Raw genomic sequence first — 17,708 nt, forward strand, 5'->3', positions numbered from 1 at the left:
CGGCCCGTCCCCTCCCCCGAGCAGGACGGACCGCCGTCGGGATTCAGCCTTCCCACCGCGCGTGGCCCGTTCAACGGCCGTACCGTGCCTGTGGCACAGAGGTGACGGTTCCGCTACGGACCGCCCGTACGGCCGCAACCTGCGGGAACCGTCCGGCGGCCCGCCGTCGTCACCCGGTCTGAACTGGCAACGAACTGGCAACGAGACCGGCGACGGGCGAAGCCGTGGAGGTGCGTCATGGGCGGCTGGCAGCCGCTGCCGGAGGGGCTCCCGCCGGAGGTACGGCACTTCGTGGAGCAGCTCCGGCTCCTCAAGGACGACACCGGGCTCAGCCTGGTCTCGCTGGGCGCCCGCACCGCGTACAGCAAGTCCTCCTGGCAGCGCTACCTCAACGCCGTGCAGCCGCCGCCGCGCCAGGCCGTCGTCGCGCTGTGCCGGGTCGCGGGCCTCGACGGCGCGGACGCCGAACGGCATGCCGTGCGCTGGGAACTGGCCGTCCAGGCCTGGCCGCGCCCGGCGACCGTGCCGGAACGGCCGCCGGGCGCGGAGGAGTACGAGGACGATCCGACCCTCCCCTGGTGGGACCGGCCGGAACCGGAACCGGCCCCCCGGCCGCACGGCCGGCTCCTGCTGTACGCCGTGCTGCTGCTCCTCGTGCTGCTCCTCGTGACGGTCGTCGGTGCCGTGGTCCTCGGGTGAGCTGAGCACTCTGTGACCTGCGAGGTCACAGCTGGATGACCGATGTGTCGATGTGTTGACAAGTTCGGGGATATGTCAGGAAGCCGACCCACAACCGGGCTAACGTCTCCAATCGGGACGAGCCGATGGCTCATTGGACCGTGTCGGGGTCGGCGTGCGACGGTGCATTCCGGCGGGCCAGTGCTCCTGTGCGCCCCCTGCTCGGGGGCGGACACGGCACCGAACCGGGGGAAAGAGGACCGGGGGAAAGAGGGGGAAGCAATGCCTCGTTGGAAAGCCCTGCCGGATGAACTCGATCCGCAGGTCAGGGAGTTCGCGACCCAGCTGCGACGGCTCGTGGACCGCAGCGGGCTGAGCGTCGCGGCACTGTCCGACCGCACCGGCTACAGCAAGACGTCCTGGGAGCGGTACCTGGGCGGACGTCTGCTCGCACCCAAGGGCGCGATCGTCGCGCTCGCCGAGGTCACCGGCACCAATCCCGTCCACCTCACGACCATGTGGGAGCTGGCCGAACGGGCCTGGAGCCGTTCGGAGCAGCGCCACGACATGACCATGGAGGCGATCCGGATCGCCCAGGCGCGGGCCGCGCTGGGGGAGTTCGGGGCGCCGCCGGCCACATCCGCATCCGCTGCCGGGTCCGGGTCGGGTGCCAAGGCGCCGCGTCGGGCGGGCAGTGCCGTCGCGGCGCCGGGCATCGCCGGGCCGGCGGGTGTCTCGCCCACCATCCCGCCCCAGCCGACGGCCCCCGACGCGAACCGCCGGGAGGGCACCGGCTCCCGGGGGCCGGCCGCGCCCCGGGGCGGCCCGGCCGCTGCCGGGAGCGGCAGGCGGCGGCTGACGATGTTCCTCGCGGGGGCCGTCGGCGTGGTCGTCGTCATCGCCGCCGTCTTCTTCCTCACCGGCAACGACTCCGGCGGGAAGAAGAACCAGGGCGGCACCGCCTCCGCCGCGCCGTCCACCGGCGCCGGTACCAGCCTGCCGGCCGGGGTGAAGTGCGCGGGCGCGGGCTGCACCGGCAAGGACGCGGAGGCCATGGGCTGCAGCGGCGACCTCGTGACCACCGCCAAGACCGCCACGGTCGGCGCGACCACCCTGGAGGTCCGCTACAGCAGGGCCTGCGGCGCCGCCTGGGGCCGGATCACCGGCGCCGCCCGGGGCGACTCGGTCAGGGTCACGGCCGGCACCACCACGGAGCGCGGCGACATCACGGCCACCGGCGACACGATCGCGTACACGCCGATGGTGGCGGTGAAGGACGCGACAGAGGCGAAGGCCTGCGCCACGCTGGCGTCGGGGCGGACGGGATGCACGACGTAGAAACTTGCGGCGCCCTGGAATGCCACCCCGATTCCTGGGCACGCGAACCGTAACCCCCACGGGATCCGGATACCGCCGGTACCCCGGGGTGGCGGCCGCCCTGTCACACCTCTCCCGGACGGGCGGCCGCCGCCTTGCCCCGTCGTCGCTGTGTGGGGTGAGCCACACCCACCCCTCCACGTCCGGCATCCGGGATGCGCGATAGCCTGACCGGTGGATCTCTTGATGCCAAGAGATCGATCATTTGTACGTCCGCTCGCCAGGGCAAGGACGCCCACCGCCAGCTGTCAACGGAGAACGCCATGACCCGCACTCCCGTGAACGTCACCGTCACCGGCGCGGCCGGCCAGATCGGTTACGCCCTGCTCTTCCGCATCGCCTCCGGCCAGCTGCTCGGCGCGGACGTGCCGGTCCGGCTCCGCCTCCTGGAGATCACCCCGGCGCTCAAGGCCGCCGAGGGCACCGCCATGGAGCTCGACGACTGCGCCTTCCCCCTTCTCCAGGGCATCGACATCAGCGACGACCCGAACGTCGCGTTCGACGGCGCCAACGTCGCCCTTCTCGTCGGCGCCCGCCCCCGCACCAAGGGCATGGAGCGCGGTGACCTCCTGGAGGCCAACGGCGGCATCTTCAAGCCGCAGGGCAAGGCCATCAACGACCATGCCGCGGACGACATCAAGGTCCTGGTCGTCGGCAACCCGGCCAACACGAACGCGCTGATCGCGCAGGCCGCCGCGCCGGACGTACCGGCCGAGCGCTTCACCGCGATGACCCGCCTCGACCACAACCGCGCGCTGACCCAGCTCGCGAAGAAGACGGGTGTGACGGTCGCCGACATCAAGCGCCTGACCATCTGGGGCAACCACTCCGCCACCCAGTACCCCGACATCTTCCACGCGACCGTCGCCGGCAAGAACGCGGCCGAGGTCGTCAACGACGAGAAGTGGCTGGCCGAGGACTTCATCCCGACCGTCGCCAAGCGCGGCGCGGCCATCATCGAGGCCCGTGGCGCGTCCTCCGCGGCCTCCGCCGCGAACGCCGCCATCGACCACGTCCACACCTGGGTCAACGGCACCGCGGACGGCGACTGGACCTCCATGGGCATCCCGTCGGACGGCTCCTACGGCGTCCCGGAGGGCCTGATCTCCTCCTTCCCGGTCACCACCAAGGACGGCACGTACGAGATCGTCCAGGGCCTGGAGATCAGCGAGTTCTCCCGCGCCCGCATCGACGCGTCGGTGCAGGAGCTGGCGGAGGAGCGCGACGCGGTCCGCGCCCTCGGCCTCATCTGAGCCACCCCGCACCACACGGGCCCCGCTCCGGTTTCGTCCGGAACGGGGCCCGTTCCCGTTTCCGCCGCTACCGTCGAAAGGGCCACGCGGTGGAGTGAATCGGGGGGTTCGCGATGAACGAACGGAACGACGGAGACGGCCAGGAGCCCCAAGGACACCGGGAGAACCCGGAAGCGCCGGAGCCGGCGGAACGCCGGGAGATCCAGGAAAGGCCGGAGCCGACAGGGCGCCGGGAGGACCCGGCGCCGGAGGACCGGGGTCCTGCGGATTTCTCGAAGCGGCCGGAGAGGGCGGGCCGACCGGAGACTACGGGTCGGCCGGAGGCGGCGGACCGGCCCGAGGCGGCGGGGTGGTCGGAGGCGGCTGGGTGGTCGGAGGCGGCGGGGCGCCCGGAGGTCCCGGTGCCGGAGGGCCGGGGGCGCGTGGAGTTCTCGAAGCGGCCGGAGAAGGCGGGCCGACCCGAGACGGCGGGGTGGTCGGAGGCTGCAGGGCGCCCGGAGGCTCCGGCGCCGGAGGACCCGGGGCGCGTGGCGTTCTCGAAGCCGCCGGAGACTGCGGACCGGCCCGAGGCGGCGGGGCGCCGGGAAGTACCGCTGCGGCCGGAGGACTTGGATCGCACCGAGCTCCGGAACGGAGCGGAGGCACCTCCGGTGCCGGAAATCTCCGGCCGGCCGAGACGCCCGGAGCGCCCGGAGTACCCGGAGTATCCAGAGCACTCGGAGCGCCCGGAGTACCCCGAGCGCCCGGAAAGCAACCGGCCCGGCGGATACGAGCGTTACGGTGACGGTCGTGAGCCCGGTGCGGAGAGTGGGCGTCCCGTCTGGGCGCCGGCGCCGACGCCGACGCAGCCCTCCGCGCTGCCCCCGCTCCCCGCCGGGTTCTCGGCCCCGCCGGTGTCGCCGGACGAGCAGCACAGCTACACCCCGCCGCCCTGGTCCGCGGCCCCCACCTCCCCGGGCCACCGGCCCCCGCCGGCCGGGTACGTACCGCCCCGCCGCCGCACCGGCCGCACGGCCGCCGCCGTTCTCGCGCTGGTGCTGGTCGCCACGGGCGCCGGCCTGGGCGTCTGGTACCTGGGGCGAGACCACGGCACCGGCACCGGCGCCTCCCCGGCCCCGAGCGCGAGCGCGAGCGTCCCGGCACCGGAATCGCCCGCTTCCCCCGCGTCCGAGACGACCCCCGGCTCCGCCGTCCCCTCCGGCTACCGCGTCGCGCACGATCCCGTCGGCTACACCCTCGACGTCCCCCGGGGCTGGACGCGGCGGCAGCAGCAGGGCGAGAAGGCGCCGGTCGTGTACTACGACTCCCCGTCCGACGGGCGCCAGTTGCAGATCTTCGAGCTCTCCGAGGCCACCCCGGCCGAGTCCCTCGACCTCGCCGAGAACGATCCGGGCTACGGCTACTCCCGCCAGCCCGGCTACCGGGCCGGGGACCGTACCTCCGGCGACACCTGGGCCGAACTGTCCTACCGCTACGACGACAAGACCAAGGGCGCCCGCCAGGTCGTCGACCACCGCTTCCAGGCCGCCGACGGGACGCTCTACGCGATCCGCTCCAGCGGTCCCGGGAGTCTGTCCGCCGGCCTGGTCCGGGGGCCGCTCACGGCCGCGGTCGACTCCTTCTGCCCCACGGACGCCCAGTGCTCCTGAGCGTCGTCACTCCATGCCCTTCTTCCCCGGCGTCCAGAACGGCTTAGTGAGCACCGCCCGCCGGTCCCACCCCGCCTCCTGGACCAGCACCTTCCGCACCGCCTGCACGGCCCGCGCCTCCCCGGCGACATACGCGATCCCGCCGGGCTCGGGGGCGAGCCGCCGTACCGCCTCCGGCAGTGAACTCCCGCCCCGGAGCACCCAGTCGATCCGCTCCCCGTGCGCGAGCGGCAGCCGGTCCGCGGCCGTCTCCGTCTCCACGCAGCCGGAGACCTGGGCCTCCTCCGGCAGCGCGGCGAGCATCGCGCCGAAGGCGACCGAGGCCGTCTCGTCGCCGACGAAGACATGGTGGGCGGCCTCGGGGCGCAGGGTGAAGGTGCCCTCGGGCTTGCGCAGCCGCACCTGTTCGCCCGTCCCGACGGTCCGCCCCCACTCGCTGCCCGGTCCCCCCTCGGCGTGGTCCAGTACGCACAACTCGACGACGCCGGACGGGTCGTAGCTCCAGACCGAGTACGTGCGAAGGGTCAGCCCGGCGACCAGGACGCGCACCTGCTGGCCGGGCCGGACGTCGAGGCCGGCGAGCTGGTCGCCGTCGATGCGCAGGCGGCGCATCCGGGCGGTGATCTGTTCGGCCTCGGTGACGGTGCCGCGCAGCGTCAGCAGATCGAGGACGGGGTTCAGGAGTGCGGGCATGGTGGCTCCTCAACGGGCCGTATGGTGAGGGGAGTTGCTCAGGCGCCGATGGAACGCGATAGTACGCGTTCCCTCTTGAACGCGATAGTGCGTGTCGGGCTCCGCCCCTCGGTATCGGCCCTGCCTGGCCGCGCCGCCGCGTACGGGAGTCGCCGACCGGAGTGCGTCTCCGTATTCACGGAATGTAACCGGCCGCATATTCGGAATTTATTCCATTGTGTTCCGCCAGGCATTCTATAGGTTCTCTTCCGGGTGACTGAATTCCCCCGAACGCCCCAAACCCAGCCCCGCGCGGCGGTCGTTAGGTGACCGTGACGCGATTGGACTGGCGTACCGCCGAAGATCACCCGATGGCCGCGCTCCGCTGGCCCGGCAGTATGGATATCACCTCATGCTCGGACCTGCTCGATGATTTCCTGAAGAGAATCGACGCGATGGAAAAAGAATATCGGCGGACGATGGCAGATATTTACAAAACGTTCTGAGGCGGGGGCGGAGGTTTACCGATGGACGGGATTCAGCACGACACCGGTCTCTACGACCATGCGGGTCTCTACGACCCTGCAGGTCTCTACGATCACACGGGTCTCTACGACAACACCGGTCGCTATGACTCTGCAGGTCTCTACGACCACGCCTGGGGCGCCCCGGAGCCGGACGTCGCGCCGAGCGACTGGGACCCGGTCGAGGAGCTGGCGCAGATACTGTCCGCACCGACCGGTGTGAGCGCGGCTCCCACCCTGCTGGACGTGCCGACCCGGCGCCGTAGCAACCGCCGGCGGATCCGCCATGAGTCCCATCTGCTCGACGGCGGCCGGCGCGTCACGCACATCACGCTCCTGATCGCGGCGGTCTCGCTGTGCGCGGTGTGCATGCTGACCTGGTCCGTCTGCTACTCCTACGAGCAACTGCGCGGGATCGCCTCGTCGGTGCTGCCCGTGGGGCTGGCGCAGTACTGGCCGCTGACCGTGTACGGGCCGTGGTTCGTGGCGGCGCTCTCCGTGGTGCGGGCCACCGTCCAGCGCCGGAGCACCCGGCGGTCCTGGTGCGTGGTGCTGGCCGCCTCCGTCGTGGCCGTGGCGCTGTGTGTCAGTCACTCGTCACATGCGCTGCTCTCCTTAGTGATCTTCGGGATTCCGCCCGTCACCGCTCTGGTGTGCTTCTGGGAACTCGTCGGCCAGATCTCGACGAAGAGCCAGCCCCGGCACGCCACCCCCGCCGAGCCGTCGAGCGCCACGCCATGAGAAACCTCGGCGCCCGCCGTGCTCTCGATGCCCTCCGTGCCTTCCATGCCTTCCGTGCCTTCCATGGAGCATTTGTCTGAGTTCGACCGACTGTTCAGTGATGCAGCGCACTTTCGGCCATCGATTGCGCATGCAATTCCGAGCCGCGGGCAGGTGGTGACGGTCCCCGAGTGTGACTCCTGTGTCACACAGGGGCACTGAACAGGAACGGAAGGCAATACCGATCATGGCGGACAGAACGGCACGAGCGACCATCCGGGTCGGAGACGAATGGCTGGAAGCCGTCTCCGGAGCGACACGCGAGATCATCGACCCCGCGGACGGGCTGCCCTTCGCCGCGGTCGCCGAGGGTGACGAGAAGGACGCGGAAGCGGCGGTGGCCGCCGCCCGCCGCGCCTTCGACACCGGCGACTGGCCCCGCACCCCCGTCGCCGAGCGCGCCGCCCTGCTCCGCCGGGTGGCCGACCTGCTCGTACGCGACCGTGAAGAGCTCGGTCTCCTGGAGAGCCGCGACGCGGGCAAGACACTCGAAGAAGGCCGTGTCGACATCGACTGCGTCGCCGACGCCTTCCGCTACTTCGCCGACCTGGTGGCGGCGGAGGGCGCGGGCCGGGTGGTCGACGCCGGCTCGGCCGACATCCACAGCGTCGTCGTCCACGAACCGGTCGGGGTGTGCGCCCTGATCACCCCCTGGAACTACCCGCTGCTCCAGGCCAGCTGGAAGATCGCCCCGGCGCTCGCGGCCGGCAACACCTTCGTGATCAAGCCGAGCGAGATCACCCCGCTGACCACGATCGCGCTGGTCGGCCTGCTCGCGGAGGCAGGGCTGCCCGCCGGAGTCGCGAACCTCGTCACCGGCCCCGGCCACACCGTCGGCGCCCGTCTTGCCGAGCACCCCGACGTCGACCTGGTCTCCTTCACCGGCGGACTGGTCAGCGGCGTCAAGGTCGCCCAGGCCGCCGCCGTGTCGGTCAAGAAGGTCGCCCTCGAACTCGGCGGCAAGAACCCCAACGTCGTCTTCGCCGACGCCTGCGCGACCGACGAGGGCTTCGACACCGCCGTCGACCAGGCCCTCAACGCCGCGTTCATCCACAGCGGCCAGGTCTGCTCGGCCGGCGCCCGACTGATCGTCGAGGAGCATCTCCGGGAGCGGTTCGTCGCCGAACTCGCCCGCAGGGCGGCGAAGATCCGGCTGGGCCGCGGTACGGCGGACGGCGTCGAGTGCGGTCCCCTCGTCTCCGAACAGCAGCGCGCCAAGGTCGAGGCGTACGTCGCGTCGGCGCTGGCCGAGGGCGCGGTGCTGCGCTCCGGCGGCAGGCGCCCCGACCCCGCCGCCGACCGGCCCGCCACCGGCTACTTCTACGAGCCGACCGTCCTCGACCAGTGCCACCGCGAGATGCGGGTCGTACGCGAGGAGGTCTTCGGGCCGGTCCTCACGGTCGAGACCTTCCGCACCGAGGACGAGGCGGTCGCCCTCGCCAACGACACCGAGTACGGCCTCGCCGGCGCCGTCTGGACCGCCGACGCGGGACGCGCCCGCCGGGTGGCCGGCCGGCTGCGCCACGGCACCGTCTGGATCAACGACTTCCACCCCTACCTCCCGCAGGCGGAGTGGGGCGGCTTCGGGAAGAGCGGCACCGGCCGCGAGCTGGGCCCCGCCGGGCTCGCCGAGTACCGCGAGACCAAGCACGTCTACCAGAACCTCGCGCCGAAGCCGGTGCGCTGGTTCGCCGGCTGAGCCACGCGAGCCCACCCGACCGCCGTACGCACAAAGCTTTCCTGGAGTACCTCCCCATGCCCTACACCCACACCTACGACTACGTCGTCATAGGCGGCGGAACCGCCGGTTCCGTCATCGCCTCCCGGCTCACCGAGAACCCCGATGTCACGGTCGCCGTCATCGAGGGCGGCCCCAGTGACGTCGACCGCGACGACGTCCTCACCCTGCGCCGCTGGATGGGCCTGCTCGGCGGCGAGCTGGACTACGACTACCCGACCACCGAACAGCCGCGCGGCAACTCCCACATCCGGCACAGCCGCGCCCGGGTGCTGGGCGGCTGTTCGTCGCACAACACCCTCATCTCCTTCAAGCCGCTCCCGTCCGACTGGGACGAGTGGGAGGCGGCCGGCGCCAAGGGCTGGGGCGCGGTCCCGATGGAGGCGTACTACGCCCGCCTCCTCAACAACATCGTGCCGGTCGACGAGAAGGACCGGAACGCCATCGCCCGCGACTTCGTCGACGCGGCGCAGGAGGCGCTGGGCGTCCCGCGCGTGGAGGGCTTCAACCGCAGGCCGTTCACCGAGGGCGCCGGCTTCTTCGACCTCGCCTACCACCCCGAGAACAACAAGCGGTCCAGCGCGTCCGTGGCCTACCTCCACCCGGTGCTGGACGAGCGCCCCAACCTCACGATCCTCCTTGAGACCTGGGCCCACCGGCTGGAACTGGACGGCACCCGCGCCGACGGCGTGCACGTCCGCACCGAGGACGGCGAGGACCTGCTGATACGGGCCCGCAAAGAGGTCGTCCTGTGCGCGGGCGCAGTCGACTCCCCGCGGCTGCTGCTGCACTCCGGCATAGGCCCGGCCCAGGACCTCGAAGCCCTGGGCATCCCGGTCGCGCACGACCTCCCCGGCGTCGGCGAGAACCTCCTCGACCACCCCGAGTCGGTGATCGTCTGGGAGACCCACGGCCCCATCCCCGAGAACTCCGCGATGGACTCCGACGCGGGCCTGTTCGTCCGCCGCGACCCCGAACACGCGGGCCCCGACCTGATGTTCCACTTCTACCAGGTCCCGTTCACGGACAACCCCGAACGCCTGGGCTACGAACGCCCGCCGTACGGCGTCTCGATGACCCCGAACATCCCCAAGCCGCACAGCCGCGGCCGCCTCTACCTGACCAGCGCCGACCCGTCCGTGAAGCCCGCGCTGGACTTCCGCTACTTCACCGACGAGGACGACTACGACGGCCGCACCCTCGTCGACGGCATCCGTATCGCCCGCGAGATCGCGCGCACCGAGCCGCTGGCCGGCTGGCTGAAGCGCGAGGTGTGCCCCGGGCCGGAGATCGTCGGCGACGCGGAGCTGAGCGAGTACGCCCGGAAGGCCGCGCACACGGTGTACCACCCGGCGGGCACCTGCCGGATGGGCGCGGCCGACGACCGACAGGCCGTCGTCGACCCCGAGTTGCGCATCCGCGGCCTCGACGGCATCCGCATCGCCGACGCGTCCGTCTTCCCGGCCATGCCGGCCGTGAACCCGATGATCGGAGTACTGATGGTCGGCGAGCGGGCCGTGGACCTGCTGAAGGGCGGTGCGTGATGAACACAGCTCCTGTTTTCTCCGTCGACGGGCTGTGGAAGGTCTTCGGCCCGAAGGCCGAACGCGTCCCGGCGGACCCGGGCCTGACCGGGCTGTCGCCCGCCGACCTGCGCGCCCGCACCGGCTGTACGGCGGCCGTCCGTGACGTCTCCTTCGACGTGCGCAAGGGCGAGGTCTTCGTGGTGATGGGCCTGTCGGGTTCCGGGAAGTCGACGCTGGTCCGCTGTCTGACGCGGCTCATCGAGCCGACGGCCGGCACGATCGCCATCGACGGCGAGGACGTCCGTGCGATGGACAAGGGCCGGCTGCGTGAACTGCGCCGGCACCGGGCCGCGATGGTCTTCCAGCACTTCGGGCTCCTGCCGCACCGGTCCGTCCTCGACAACGTGGCGTACGGCCTGGAGATCCAGGGTGTCGGCAGGTCCGAGCGGCGGAAGCGGGCCGCCGAGGTCGTCGCCAAGGTCGGCCTGGACGGCATGGAACAGCGCCGCCCGAGCCAGCTGTCGGGCGGCCAGCGCCAACGGGTGGGCCTCGCACGGGCGTTGGCCGTCGACCCGGAAGTGCTCCTCTTCGACGAGCCGTTCAGCGCGCTCGACCCGCTGATCCGGCGGGACATGCAGGAGGAGGTCGTGCGCCTGCACCGCGAGGAGGGCCGCACGATGGTCTTCATCACGCATGACCTGTCGGAGGCGCTGAAGCTGGGCGACCGCATCGCCCTGATGCGTGACGGCCGGGTGGTCCAGCTGGGCACCCCGGAGGAGATCGTCGGCTCGCCGGCCGACGACTACGTCCGGGAGTTCGTACGGGACGTACCGCGCGAGCAGGTGATGACGGTGCGTTCCGCTATGCGCGCGGCGGGGGAGGGGACCGGAGAGGGACCGGCGGTCAGCTCAGCGGCCACGGTCGCCGAGGCGATCGACGTGGTGGTGGGGGCCGGCGCCCCGGCGCGTGTTGTGGAGGGGGACCGGTGCGTCGGGGTCGTGGACGCCGACGCGTTGCTCGGAGTCGTGGCGAAGGTAGACGCAGGTAGCAGTGCGTCCGCGGCCGAGCGGGGGCCGGTCGCGCAGTTCCCCGCGCCCCTGGGCGGGGACTCGCAGCGCCTGCTGGAAAGTGCAGCGGTACCCCGCCGACGCGGGCGAGTGACACCCCCTGCCCCGCGCACCGACCCGGAGGGCGTCTGATGGCGACGATCAGTGTCCCCACTCCGCGAGCCATGCGCACGGTCCGTCCCGCCGTACGCAAGCTCCTCGTCCTCGCCCTGGTCGCCGCCGTCCTCGTCCCCCTCGCCCGCTCCCACTGGGCGTCCGCCGCCTGGCCGCACGGCCTCACCGTCGGCCTGTCCGGACCTCTCACCTCCGCCGGCAACTGGGTCATCGACAACCGCGACACCCACCCCCTCTTCCTCTACTTCTTCGGCTACATCAGCAACGCCGTCGTCCTCACCGTCCGCGCCGTCTACCTCACCCTCCTCGCCGCGGGCTGGCCCGGCGTGACCGTGCTCGCCGCCGTCGTCGCCCACCGGGTCGCCGGTACGCGGCTCGCCGTCGGCACGGGCGTCGCGTTCCTCGTCTGCGGTGCCCTCGGCATGTGGGTGCCGACGATGCAGACCCTCGCGCTGATGGCCGTAGCCGTGTCCGCGTCCGTCGCCGTCGGCTTCGTGCTCGGTCTCGGTGCCGGGCTCTCCGGCCGGCTGGACCGCGCCCTGCGCCCCGTCCTCGACACCATGCAGGTGCTCCCCGCCTTCGCGTACCTCCTCCCCGTCGTCCTGGTCTTCGGCATCGGCGTCCCCGCCGCCGTCCTCGCCACCGTCGTCTACGCCGCCCCGCCCATGGCCCGGCTCACCGCCCTCGGCCTGCGCGGCGCCGACCCCGAAGTCCTGGAGGCCGTGGAGTCGCTGGGCGCCACCCCCCGGCAGCGGCTGCTGACCGCCCGTCTCCCGCTGGCCCGCAGGGAACTCCTCCTCGGCCTCAACCAGACGATCATGATGGCGCTGTCGATGGCGGTCATCGCCTCCGTCATCGGCGCCGGCGGCCTCGGCGACCGCGTCTACCAGGCCCTCGCCTCGGTCGACGTCGGCGCGGCCCTCGCCGCCGGTGTTCCGATCGTGCTCCTCGCGGTCGTCCTGGACCGCATCACCGCGGCCGCGGGAGAGCGGGGCGACACCCGGCCCCACCCGCGTACCTGGGCGTACGCCCTCGGCGCCACCGTGGCCGTCGCGGTCGCCGCCCGGCTCCTCGGCGGTCTCGACTGGCCCACCGCCTGGACCCTGAACTTCGCCGAACCGGTCGACCGCGCCGTCGACTGGATGACCGCCCATCTGTACTCGGGTGTCCCGGTCGTCGGCGGCACCGCCGACTGGGCGGGGCACTTCACCGCCTGGATCCTCGACCCCGTCCGCGACGGGCTCCAGTGGCTGCCCTGGTGGGCGGTGCTGCTGCTCGTCGCCGCCCTGGCCTGGCTGGTCGGCACCTGGCGCACCGCGCTCACCGCCGTCCTGGCGATGGCCGCGATCGGTGTGCTGGGGGTGTGGGAGCCGTCACTGGACACGCTCTCGCAGGTCCTCGCGGCCGTCGCCGTCACGCTGGTCCTCGGTTTCGCGACCGGTGTCGCCGCCGCCCGCAGCGACCGCGTCGAGCGGGCACTCCGCCCGGTCCTGGACGTCTTCCAGACGATGCCGCAGTTCGTGTACCTGATCCCGGTCGTCGCCCTGTTCGGCGTCGGCCGTGCCCCCGCGGTCGCCGCGGCGGTCGTCTACGCGCTGCCGGCCGTCGTACGGATCACCGCGCAGGGGCTGCGGCAGGTCGACCCCGCCGCCCTGGAGTCCGCGCGTTCGCTCGGCGCGACCGGCCGTCAGCAGCTGTGGCAGGTGCAACTCCCGCTCGCCCGGCCCGCGTTGCTGCTCGCCGTCAACCAGGGAGTGGTGCTCGTCCTCGCCGTCGTCATCATCGGCGGGCTCGTGGGCGGTGGCGCGCTCGGGTACGACGTCGCCTTCGGGCTCGCCCAGGGCGACCTGGCGACGGGCCTGGTGGCCGGCGCCGCCATCGTCTGTCTGGGGCTGATGCTCGACCGGGTCACCCAGCCCACGGAACGCCGTACGAGGAAGGGAGCGTGACCATGCGCCGTACGACACTCGTCGCCGCCTCCTCCGTGCTCGTCCTCACCACCGGGTGCGGTGCCGCCGACATGACCAGGCAGGCCTCGCCGTTCGCCAACGCCCAGGGGGCGAAGACCCTCACCCTGTCCGTGCAGTCCTGGGTCGGCGCGCAGTCGAACGTGGCTGTCGCCCAGTACCTCCTAGAGCACAAGCTCGGCTACCGCGTCGACACCGTGCAGGTCGACGAGGTCCCCGCCTGGGACGCGCTCAGCCAGGGGCGGGTCGACGCGATCCTGGAGGACTGGGGGCACCCGGACCAGGAGAAGCGGTACGTCGAGGACAAGAAGACCATCAGCCGTGCCGGGGAGCTCGGGGTCACCGGGCACATCGGGTGGTTCGTGCCGACGTATCTCGTCAAGCAGCACCCCGACATCACGGACTGGAAGAACCTGAACAAGTACGCCTCGCTCTTCCGCACCGCGGAGAGCGGCGGCAAGGGGCAGCTCCTGGACGGCTCACCGTCGTACGTCACCAACGACAAGGCGCTGGTGAACAACCTGAAGCTGGACTACCAGGTCGTCTTCGCCGGTTCCGAGGCCGCCCAGATCACCCAGATCAAGCAGTTCGCCAAGGAGAAGAAGCCCTTCCTCACCTACTGGTACGCGCCCCAGTGGCTGTTCAAGAAGGTGCCGATGACCGAGGTGCGGCTCCCCGCGTACCAGGAGGGCTGCGACGCCGACGCGGCCAAGGTCGCCTGCGCCTACCCGCGCACCCCGCTGCAGAAGTACCTCAACGCGGACTTCGCGCGGACCGGCGGCAGGGCGGCGGCCTTCCTGAAGAAGTTCAGGTGGACGACCGAGGACCAGGACCAGGTCTCCCTCATGATCGCCGACCAGAAGCTGAGCCCCCAGGAGGCCGCGAAGAGGTGGGTGGACAGCCACCCCTCCGTGTGGAAGCCATGGGTGTCCCAGCCGTAGAGCTCCGTCATCCGTGGTCCCCGGGCCGGTAGTGCCCGGGGACCATACGGGTCGTCACGGCGAACCGGTTCCAGGAGTTGATCACGATGATCGAGGCGATCAGCTGCGTCAGCTGCACCTCGTCGAAGTGCTTGGCGGCCCGCTCGTAGACCTCGTCCGGCACGAAACCGTCGGTCAGCACGGTGACGGCCTCGGTCAGCTCGATCGCGGCGAGCTCCTGCTCGGTGTAGAAGTGCTTCGACTCCTCCCACGCGCTGAGCTGAACGATGCGCTGGATGCTCTCGCCCGCCGCGAGCGCGTCCTTGGTGTGCATGTCGAGGCAGTACGCACAGTGGTTGAGCTGCGAGGCGCGGATCTTCACCAGCTCGAACAGCTTGGCGTCCAGGCCCTTACGGGCGGCTCCGTCCAGCCGGACCATCGCCTTGTACACCTCGGGCGCGTGCTGCGCCCAGGCGAGGCGGGGGGTGTGCTCGGGGACGTACTGGGTGGTGTCTTCGGTGGTCATGTCTCCAGCCTAGGAGCCAGGCAGCCCAGGAGTATGGTCCATTTCCATGGGGAAAACCTGGGCCACTCGGTCCACTCGGTCCGCTCGGTCGGCTCTGGGGATCGACCTGCACCTGGAACCGACCGGCTCGGGCCTGCGCCGGGGCCTGACCGACGCGCTGCGCGAGGCCGTCCGCAGCGGCCGGCTGGTGCCCGGCACCCGGCTGCCCTCCTCCCGCTCCCTCGCCGCCGACCTGGGCATCGCCCGCAACACCGTCGCCGACTCCCCCACGCTCGGCTTCGCTCGCGCGGGGGGACCCCCATCGCCGACCTGGTCGCCGAGGGCTGGCTGACCGCCCGGCAGGGCTCCGGCACCCGGGTGGCGACCGGGGTGCCGGCCCTGCCGCCGGGTCCGCGCCCCACCGCCACGGCCGGCGGCACCGCGGCCCACGGCCCCGCCTACGACCTGCGGGCCGGCTTCCCCGACGTCTCCGCCTTCCCGCGCGCCGAGTGGCTCAAGGCCGCCCGCCGCGCCCTCACCGCCGCCCCGTACGACGCCTTCGGCTACGGCGATCCCCGCGGCCGCGTCGAACTGCGCACCGCGCTCGCCTCCTATCTAGCCCGTGCCCGGGGCGTGCGCGCCGACCCCGAACGCATCGTGATCTGCGCCGGGTTCTCGCACGGCCTGAGCCTGCTCGGCCGGATGCTGCGGGCACGTGGGACGGACACGGTCGCCGTGGAGTCGTACGGCCTCGACGAGCACTGGCAGCTGCTGACGGCGGCCGGAATCCGTATGCGTGCGCTGCCCTTCGACGAACTCGGCACCGACACCAGGGAACTGGCCGAGGGCCCGGCCGCGGTGCTGCTGACGCCCTCCCACCAGTTCCCGATGGGCGTGGCGCTGCACCACGACCGGCGGGCGGCCGTCGTGGACTGGGCGCGGCGCACCGGCGGCCTGGTCCTGGAGGACGACTACGACGGCGAGTTCCGTTACGACCGCCGGCCCGTCGGCGCGCTTCAGGGCCTCGCCCCCGACGAGGTGGTCTACCTGGGCACGGCCAGCAAGTCCCTGGCGCCCGGGCTGCGGCTGGCCTGGATGGTGCTGCCGCGGACGGTGGCCCGGGCGGTGACGGAGGTCAAGGGCGGTGTGGACACGTGCGGGGCGCTGGACCAGCTGACGCTCGCCGAGTTCCTCACCTCCGGGGCCTACGACCGTCATGTCCGGGCGGCCCGCTCCCGCTACCGGCGGCGCCGGGACGAGCTGGTCGCGGCCCTCGCCGAGCGCGCCCCGGCGATCCGGGTCACCGGCATCGCGGCCGGGCTGCACGCCGTCCTGCTGCTCCCGCCCGGCACCCAGCACCGGGTGATCCGGGCCGCCGCCGAACGCGGCCTCGCCATCGAGGGCCTCACCCCGCGCCACCGCCACCCCGAGGCCGCCGCCGAGACGCCGGACGCCCTCGTGCTGGGCTACGGCACCCCCGCGGACCACGCCTGGTCGGGGGCGCTGGACCTCCTGTGCGCGGTGCTTTCGGAATGGGCCACGGAATTCAATTCCGAAGGCTAGAGTCTCCCTCATGAGCAATGCTGATCAGATTTCCCGTGTGGCCCTCAAGAAAATCACCCCCGACGTCTCCGCGGCGATGGGTTCCCTGCATGCCGCCGCCGTCACCGCGGCCCAGGACGCCAAGGTCGAACCCGAACTCCTCGAACTGGTCAGAATCCGCGCCTCCCAGCTGAACGGCTGCGCGTTCTGCCTCGACATGCACACCAAGGACGCCCGCGCCCAGGGTGAGACCGAGCAGCGCGTCTACGCGCTGAACGCCTGGCGGGAGACCCCCTTCTTCACCGAACGGGAGCGCTCCGCACTGGAGTTGACCGAGGCCGTGACCTTCGTCGCCGACGGCCATGTCCCGGACGCGGTGTACGCCGGGGCCGCCGAGGTCTTCGACGAGGCCCAGATCGCGGCCCTCGTCTGGGCGGCCACCGTCATCAACGCCTACAACCGGATCGCCATCGCCACCCGCATGGTTCCGGGCGCTTATCAGCCCAAGCAGAATTAATTCAGTTATCGGTAATTCGGGCAGCGGAAAATGCGCCGGGTCGGATTCGATCCGGCGCATTCTCTGTTCAACGGCGGGTTCAGTCGTTCGGCAGCGGCTCCATGATGTCGTCCAGCCATGTCCGCCATTCCCCGGCGCGCGCCGCCCGTGCCGCCCGCGGCGGTTCGCCGATCCATCCCGTGACCGGCCGGATCCCGTGCAGCGCGTTGACCAGCCACACCTCACGGCCGTCCAGCTCGGCCACGGTCCGCTCCCGGTGGGCCAGCCGGATCCCGGACCGCTGGGCCCGTTCCTGGATCAGGGCGGCGGTCACCCCGGGCAGGACGGGCAGCTGCGGCGAGGGCAGGCACAGCGTGTCGTCCTCCCACCACAGCACACTGGCGGTGGCCGCCTCCAGCACGATCCCGGAGGGCGTGACCAGCACCGCCTCCTCCGCACCGGCGCCGGACGCCCGGCCGCGGACCCGGGCCAGCATGTCCAGGTCCGGTCCCTTGCGGCGGGGGAGGGTCCGGGGATCGGACTGACCGGTCGCCCACACCCGGATCCCGGACCCCAGCGCCGGTGCGTGCCGCAGCCGCAGCCTGAGGGCACCGGCGCCGAGTTCGACCCGCGGGAACCACTCGCCCGTGCGGGGCAGCGCGGCCGTCATGTCCTGCCAGAATTCCAGCAGCCGGCGCGGCGGCGGCCCGTCGCACTCGCCGCAGGACCGCAGGAAGCGCTCCTTGTGCCGGTCGAGGGCGCGCACCCGGCCGTCCCGGACCAGCCAGGAGTCCGCGACGAGCAGCCGCCCGCCGGGCTCCGGGTCCGCGGCCGGCCGCAGCCCGTCGTCCGGAGACCACGTCAACAGCCCCTCGCCGAACGCCACTTGTGAGCCCACGC

The 17,708-nt window shown here is 72.1% G+C and carries 15 protein-coding genes and 1 pseudogene; 13 read left to right on the forward strand and 3 right to left on the reverse strand.

What is annotated here, in order from left to right; genetic code table 11:
• Positions 1-237 precede the first annotated feature (237 nt).
• From AB0D85_RS01780 to AB0D85_RS01795, 4 genes are all read left to right on the forward strand, one after another.
• Positions 238-699 carry a helix-turn-helix transcriptional regulator gene (locus AB0D85_RS01780; protein WP_362312356.1) on the forward strand — a complete coding sequence of 154 codons (462 nt, stop codon included), beginning with the start codon at positions 238-240 and terminating at the stop codon, positions 697-699.
• A 261-nt stretch (positions 700-960) separates the two neighbouring features.
• Positions 961-2,016, forward strand: coding sequence for a DUF2690 domain-containing protein (locus AB0D85_RS01785; protein ID WP_362312358.1), 1,056 nt, complete (start codon positions 961-963; stop codon positions 2,014-2,016).
• 302 nt (positions 2,017-2,318) lie between these two features.
• Positions 2,319-3,308: a malate dehydrogenase gene (locus AB0D85_RS01790; RefSeq protein ID WP_362312360.1), complete on the forward strand. Its 990-nt coding sequence runs from the start codon at positions 2,319-2,321 to the stop codon at positions 3,306-3,308.
• 650 nt (positions 3,309-3,958) lie between these two features.
• Complete coding sequence (locus AB0D85_RS01795) at positions 3,959-4,957, forward strand: hypothetical protein (RefSeq protein WP_362312362.1); 999 nt, start codon at positions 3,959-3,961, stop codon at positions 4,955-4,957.
• Between the two features lie 6 nt (positions 4,958-4,963).
• Here AB0D85_RS01795 and AB0D85_RS01800 read toward each other — a convergent pair whose 3' ends face one another.
• A complete protein-coding gene (locus tag AB0D85_RS01800; protein WP_362312364.1) occupies positions 4,964-5,650 on the reverse strand; it encodes a siderophore-interacting protein in 687 nt (228 codons plus the stop codon).
• A gap of 305 nt (positions 5,651-5,955) precedes the next feature.
• Between AB0D85_RS01800 and AB0D85_RS01805 the strand changes: the two genes are divergently transcribed.
• From AB0D85_RS01805 to AB0D85_RS01835, 7 genes are all read left to right on the forward strand, one after another.
• Entirely contained in the window at positions 5,956-6,135 is a 180-nt protein-coding gene (locus AB0D85_RS01805) for a hypothetical protein (protein WP_362312366.1), read from the forward strand.
• 21 nt (positions 6,136-6,156) lie between these two features.
• Positions 6,157-6,894: a DUF2637 domain-containing protein gene (locus AB0D85_RS01810; protein ID WP_362312368.1), complete on the forward strand. Its 738-nt coding sequence runs from the start codon at positions 6,157-6,159 to the stop codon at positions 6,892-6,894.
• 226 nt (positions 6,895-7,120) lie between these two features.
• A complete protein-coding gene (locus AB0D85_RS01815) occupies positions 7,121-8,632 on the forward strand; it encodes an aldehyde dehydrogenase family protein (RefSeq protein WP_362312370.1) in 1,512 nt (503 codons plus the stop codon).
• Between the two features lie 56 nt (positions 8,633-8,688).
• The gene (locus AB0D85_RS01820) at positions 8,689-10,215 is read left to right on the forward strand and encodes a GMC oxidoreductase (RefSeq protein ID WP_362312372.1); all 1,527 of its coding nucleotides are present in this window, start codon (positions 8,689-8,691) and stop codon (positions 10,213-10,215) included.
• A complete protein-coding gene (locus AB0D85_RS01825; protein WP_362312374.1) occupies positions 10,215-11,396 on the forward strand; it encodes a glycine betaine/L-proline ABC transporter ATP-binding protein in 1,182 nt (393 codons plus the stop codon). Before AB0D85_RS01820 ends, AB0D85_RS01825 begins: the two co-directional genes overlap by 1 nt.
• The gene (locus AB0D85_RS01830) at positions 11,396-13,327 is read left to right on the forward strand and encodes an ABC transporter permease subunit (protein ID WP_362312376.1); all 1,932 of its coding nucleotides are present in this window, start codon (positions 11,396-11,398) and stop codon (positions 13,325-13,327) included. Before AB0D85_RS01825 ends, AB0D85_RS01830 begins: the two co-directional genes overlap by 1 nt.
• 2 nt (positions 13,328-13,329) lie before the next feature.
• A complete protein-coding gene (locus AB0D85_RS01835) occupies positions 13,330-14,286 on the forward strand; it encodes an ABC transporter substrate-binding protein (protein WP_362312378.1) in 957 nt (318 codons plus the stop codon).
• Between the two features lie 7 nt (positions 14,287-14,293).
• Here AB0D85_RS01835 and AB0D85_RS01840 read toward each other — a convergent pair whose 3' ends face one another.
• Complete coding sequence (locus tag AB0D85_RS01840) at positions 14,294-14,791, reverse strand: carboxymuconolactone decarboxylase family protein (protein WP_362312380.1); 498 nt, start codon at positions 14,789-14,791, stop codon at positions 14,294-14,296.
• Between the two features lie 46 nt (positions 14,792-14,837).
• Between AB0D85_RS01840 and AB0D85_RS01845 the strand changes: the two are divergent.
• Positions 14,838-16,333 (forward strand): annotated as a pseudogene (locus tag AB0D85_RS01845) (PLP-dependent aminotransferase family protein).
• Positions 16,334-16,343: 10 nt separating this feature from the next.
• On the forward strand, positions 16,344-16,829 hold the full coding sequence (locus tag AB0D85_RS01850) for a carboxymuconolactone decarboxylase family protein (RefSeq protein WP_362312382.1): 486 nt from the start codon (positions 16,344-16,346) through the stop codon (positions 16,827-16,829).
• Between the two features lie 79 nt (positions 16,830-16,908).
• Here the strand turns inward: AB0D85_RS01850 and AB0D85_RS01855 are convergent, their stop codons facing one another.
• The gene (locus AB0D85_RS01855) at positions 16,909-17,706 is read right to left on the reverse strand and encodes an aminotransferase class IV (RefSeq protein ID WP_362312384.1); all 798 of its coding nucleotides are present in this window, start codon (positions 17,704-17,706) and stop codon (positions 16,909-16,911) included.
• Positions 17,707-17,708: the final 2 nt, after the last annotated feature.

The sequence above is a fragment of the Streptomyces sp. NPDC048277 genome (assembly GCF_040652235.1).
Classification (GTDB): domain Bacteria; phylum Actinomycetota; class Actinomycetes; order Streptomycetales; family Streptomycetaceae; genus Streptomyces.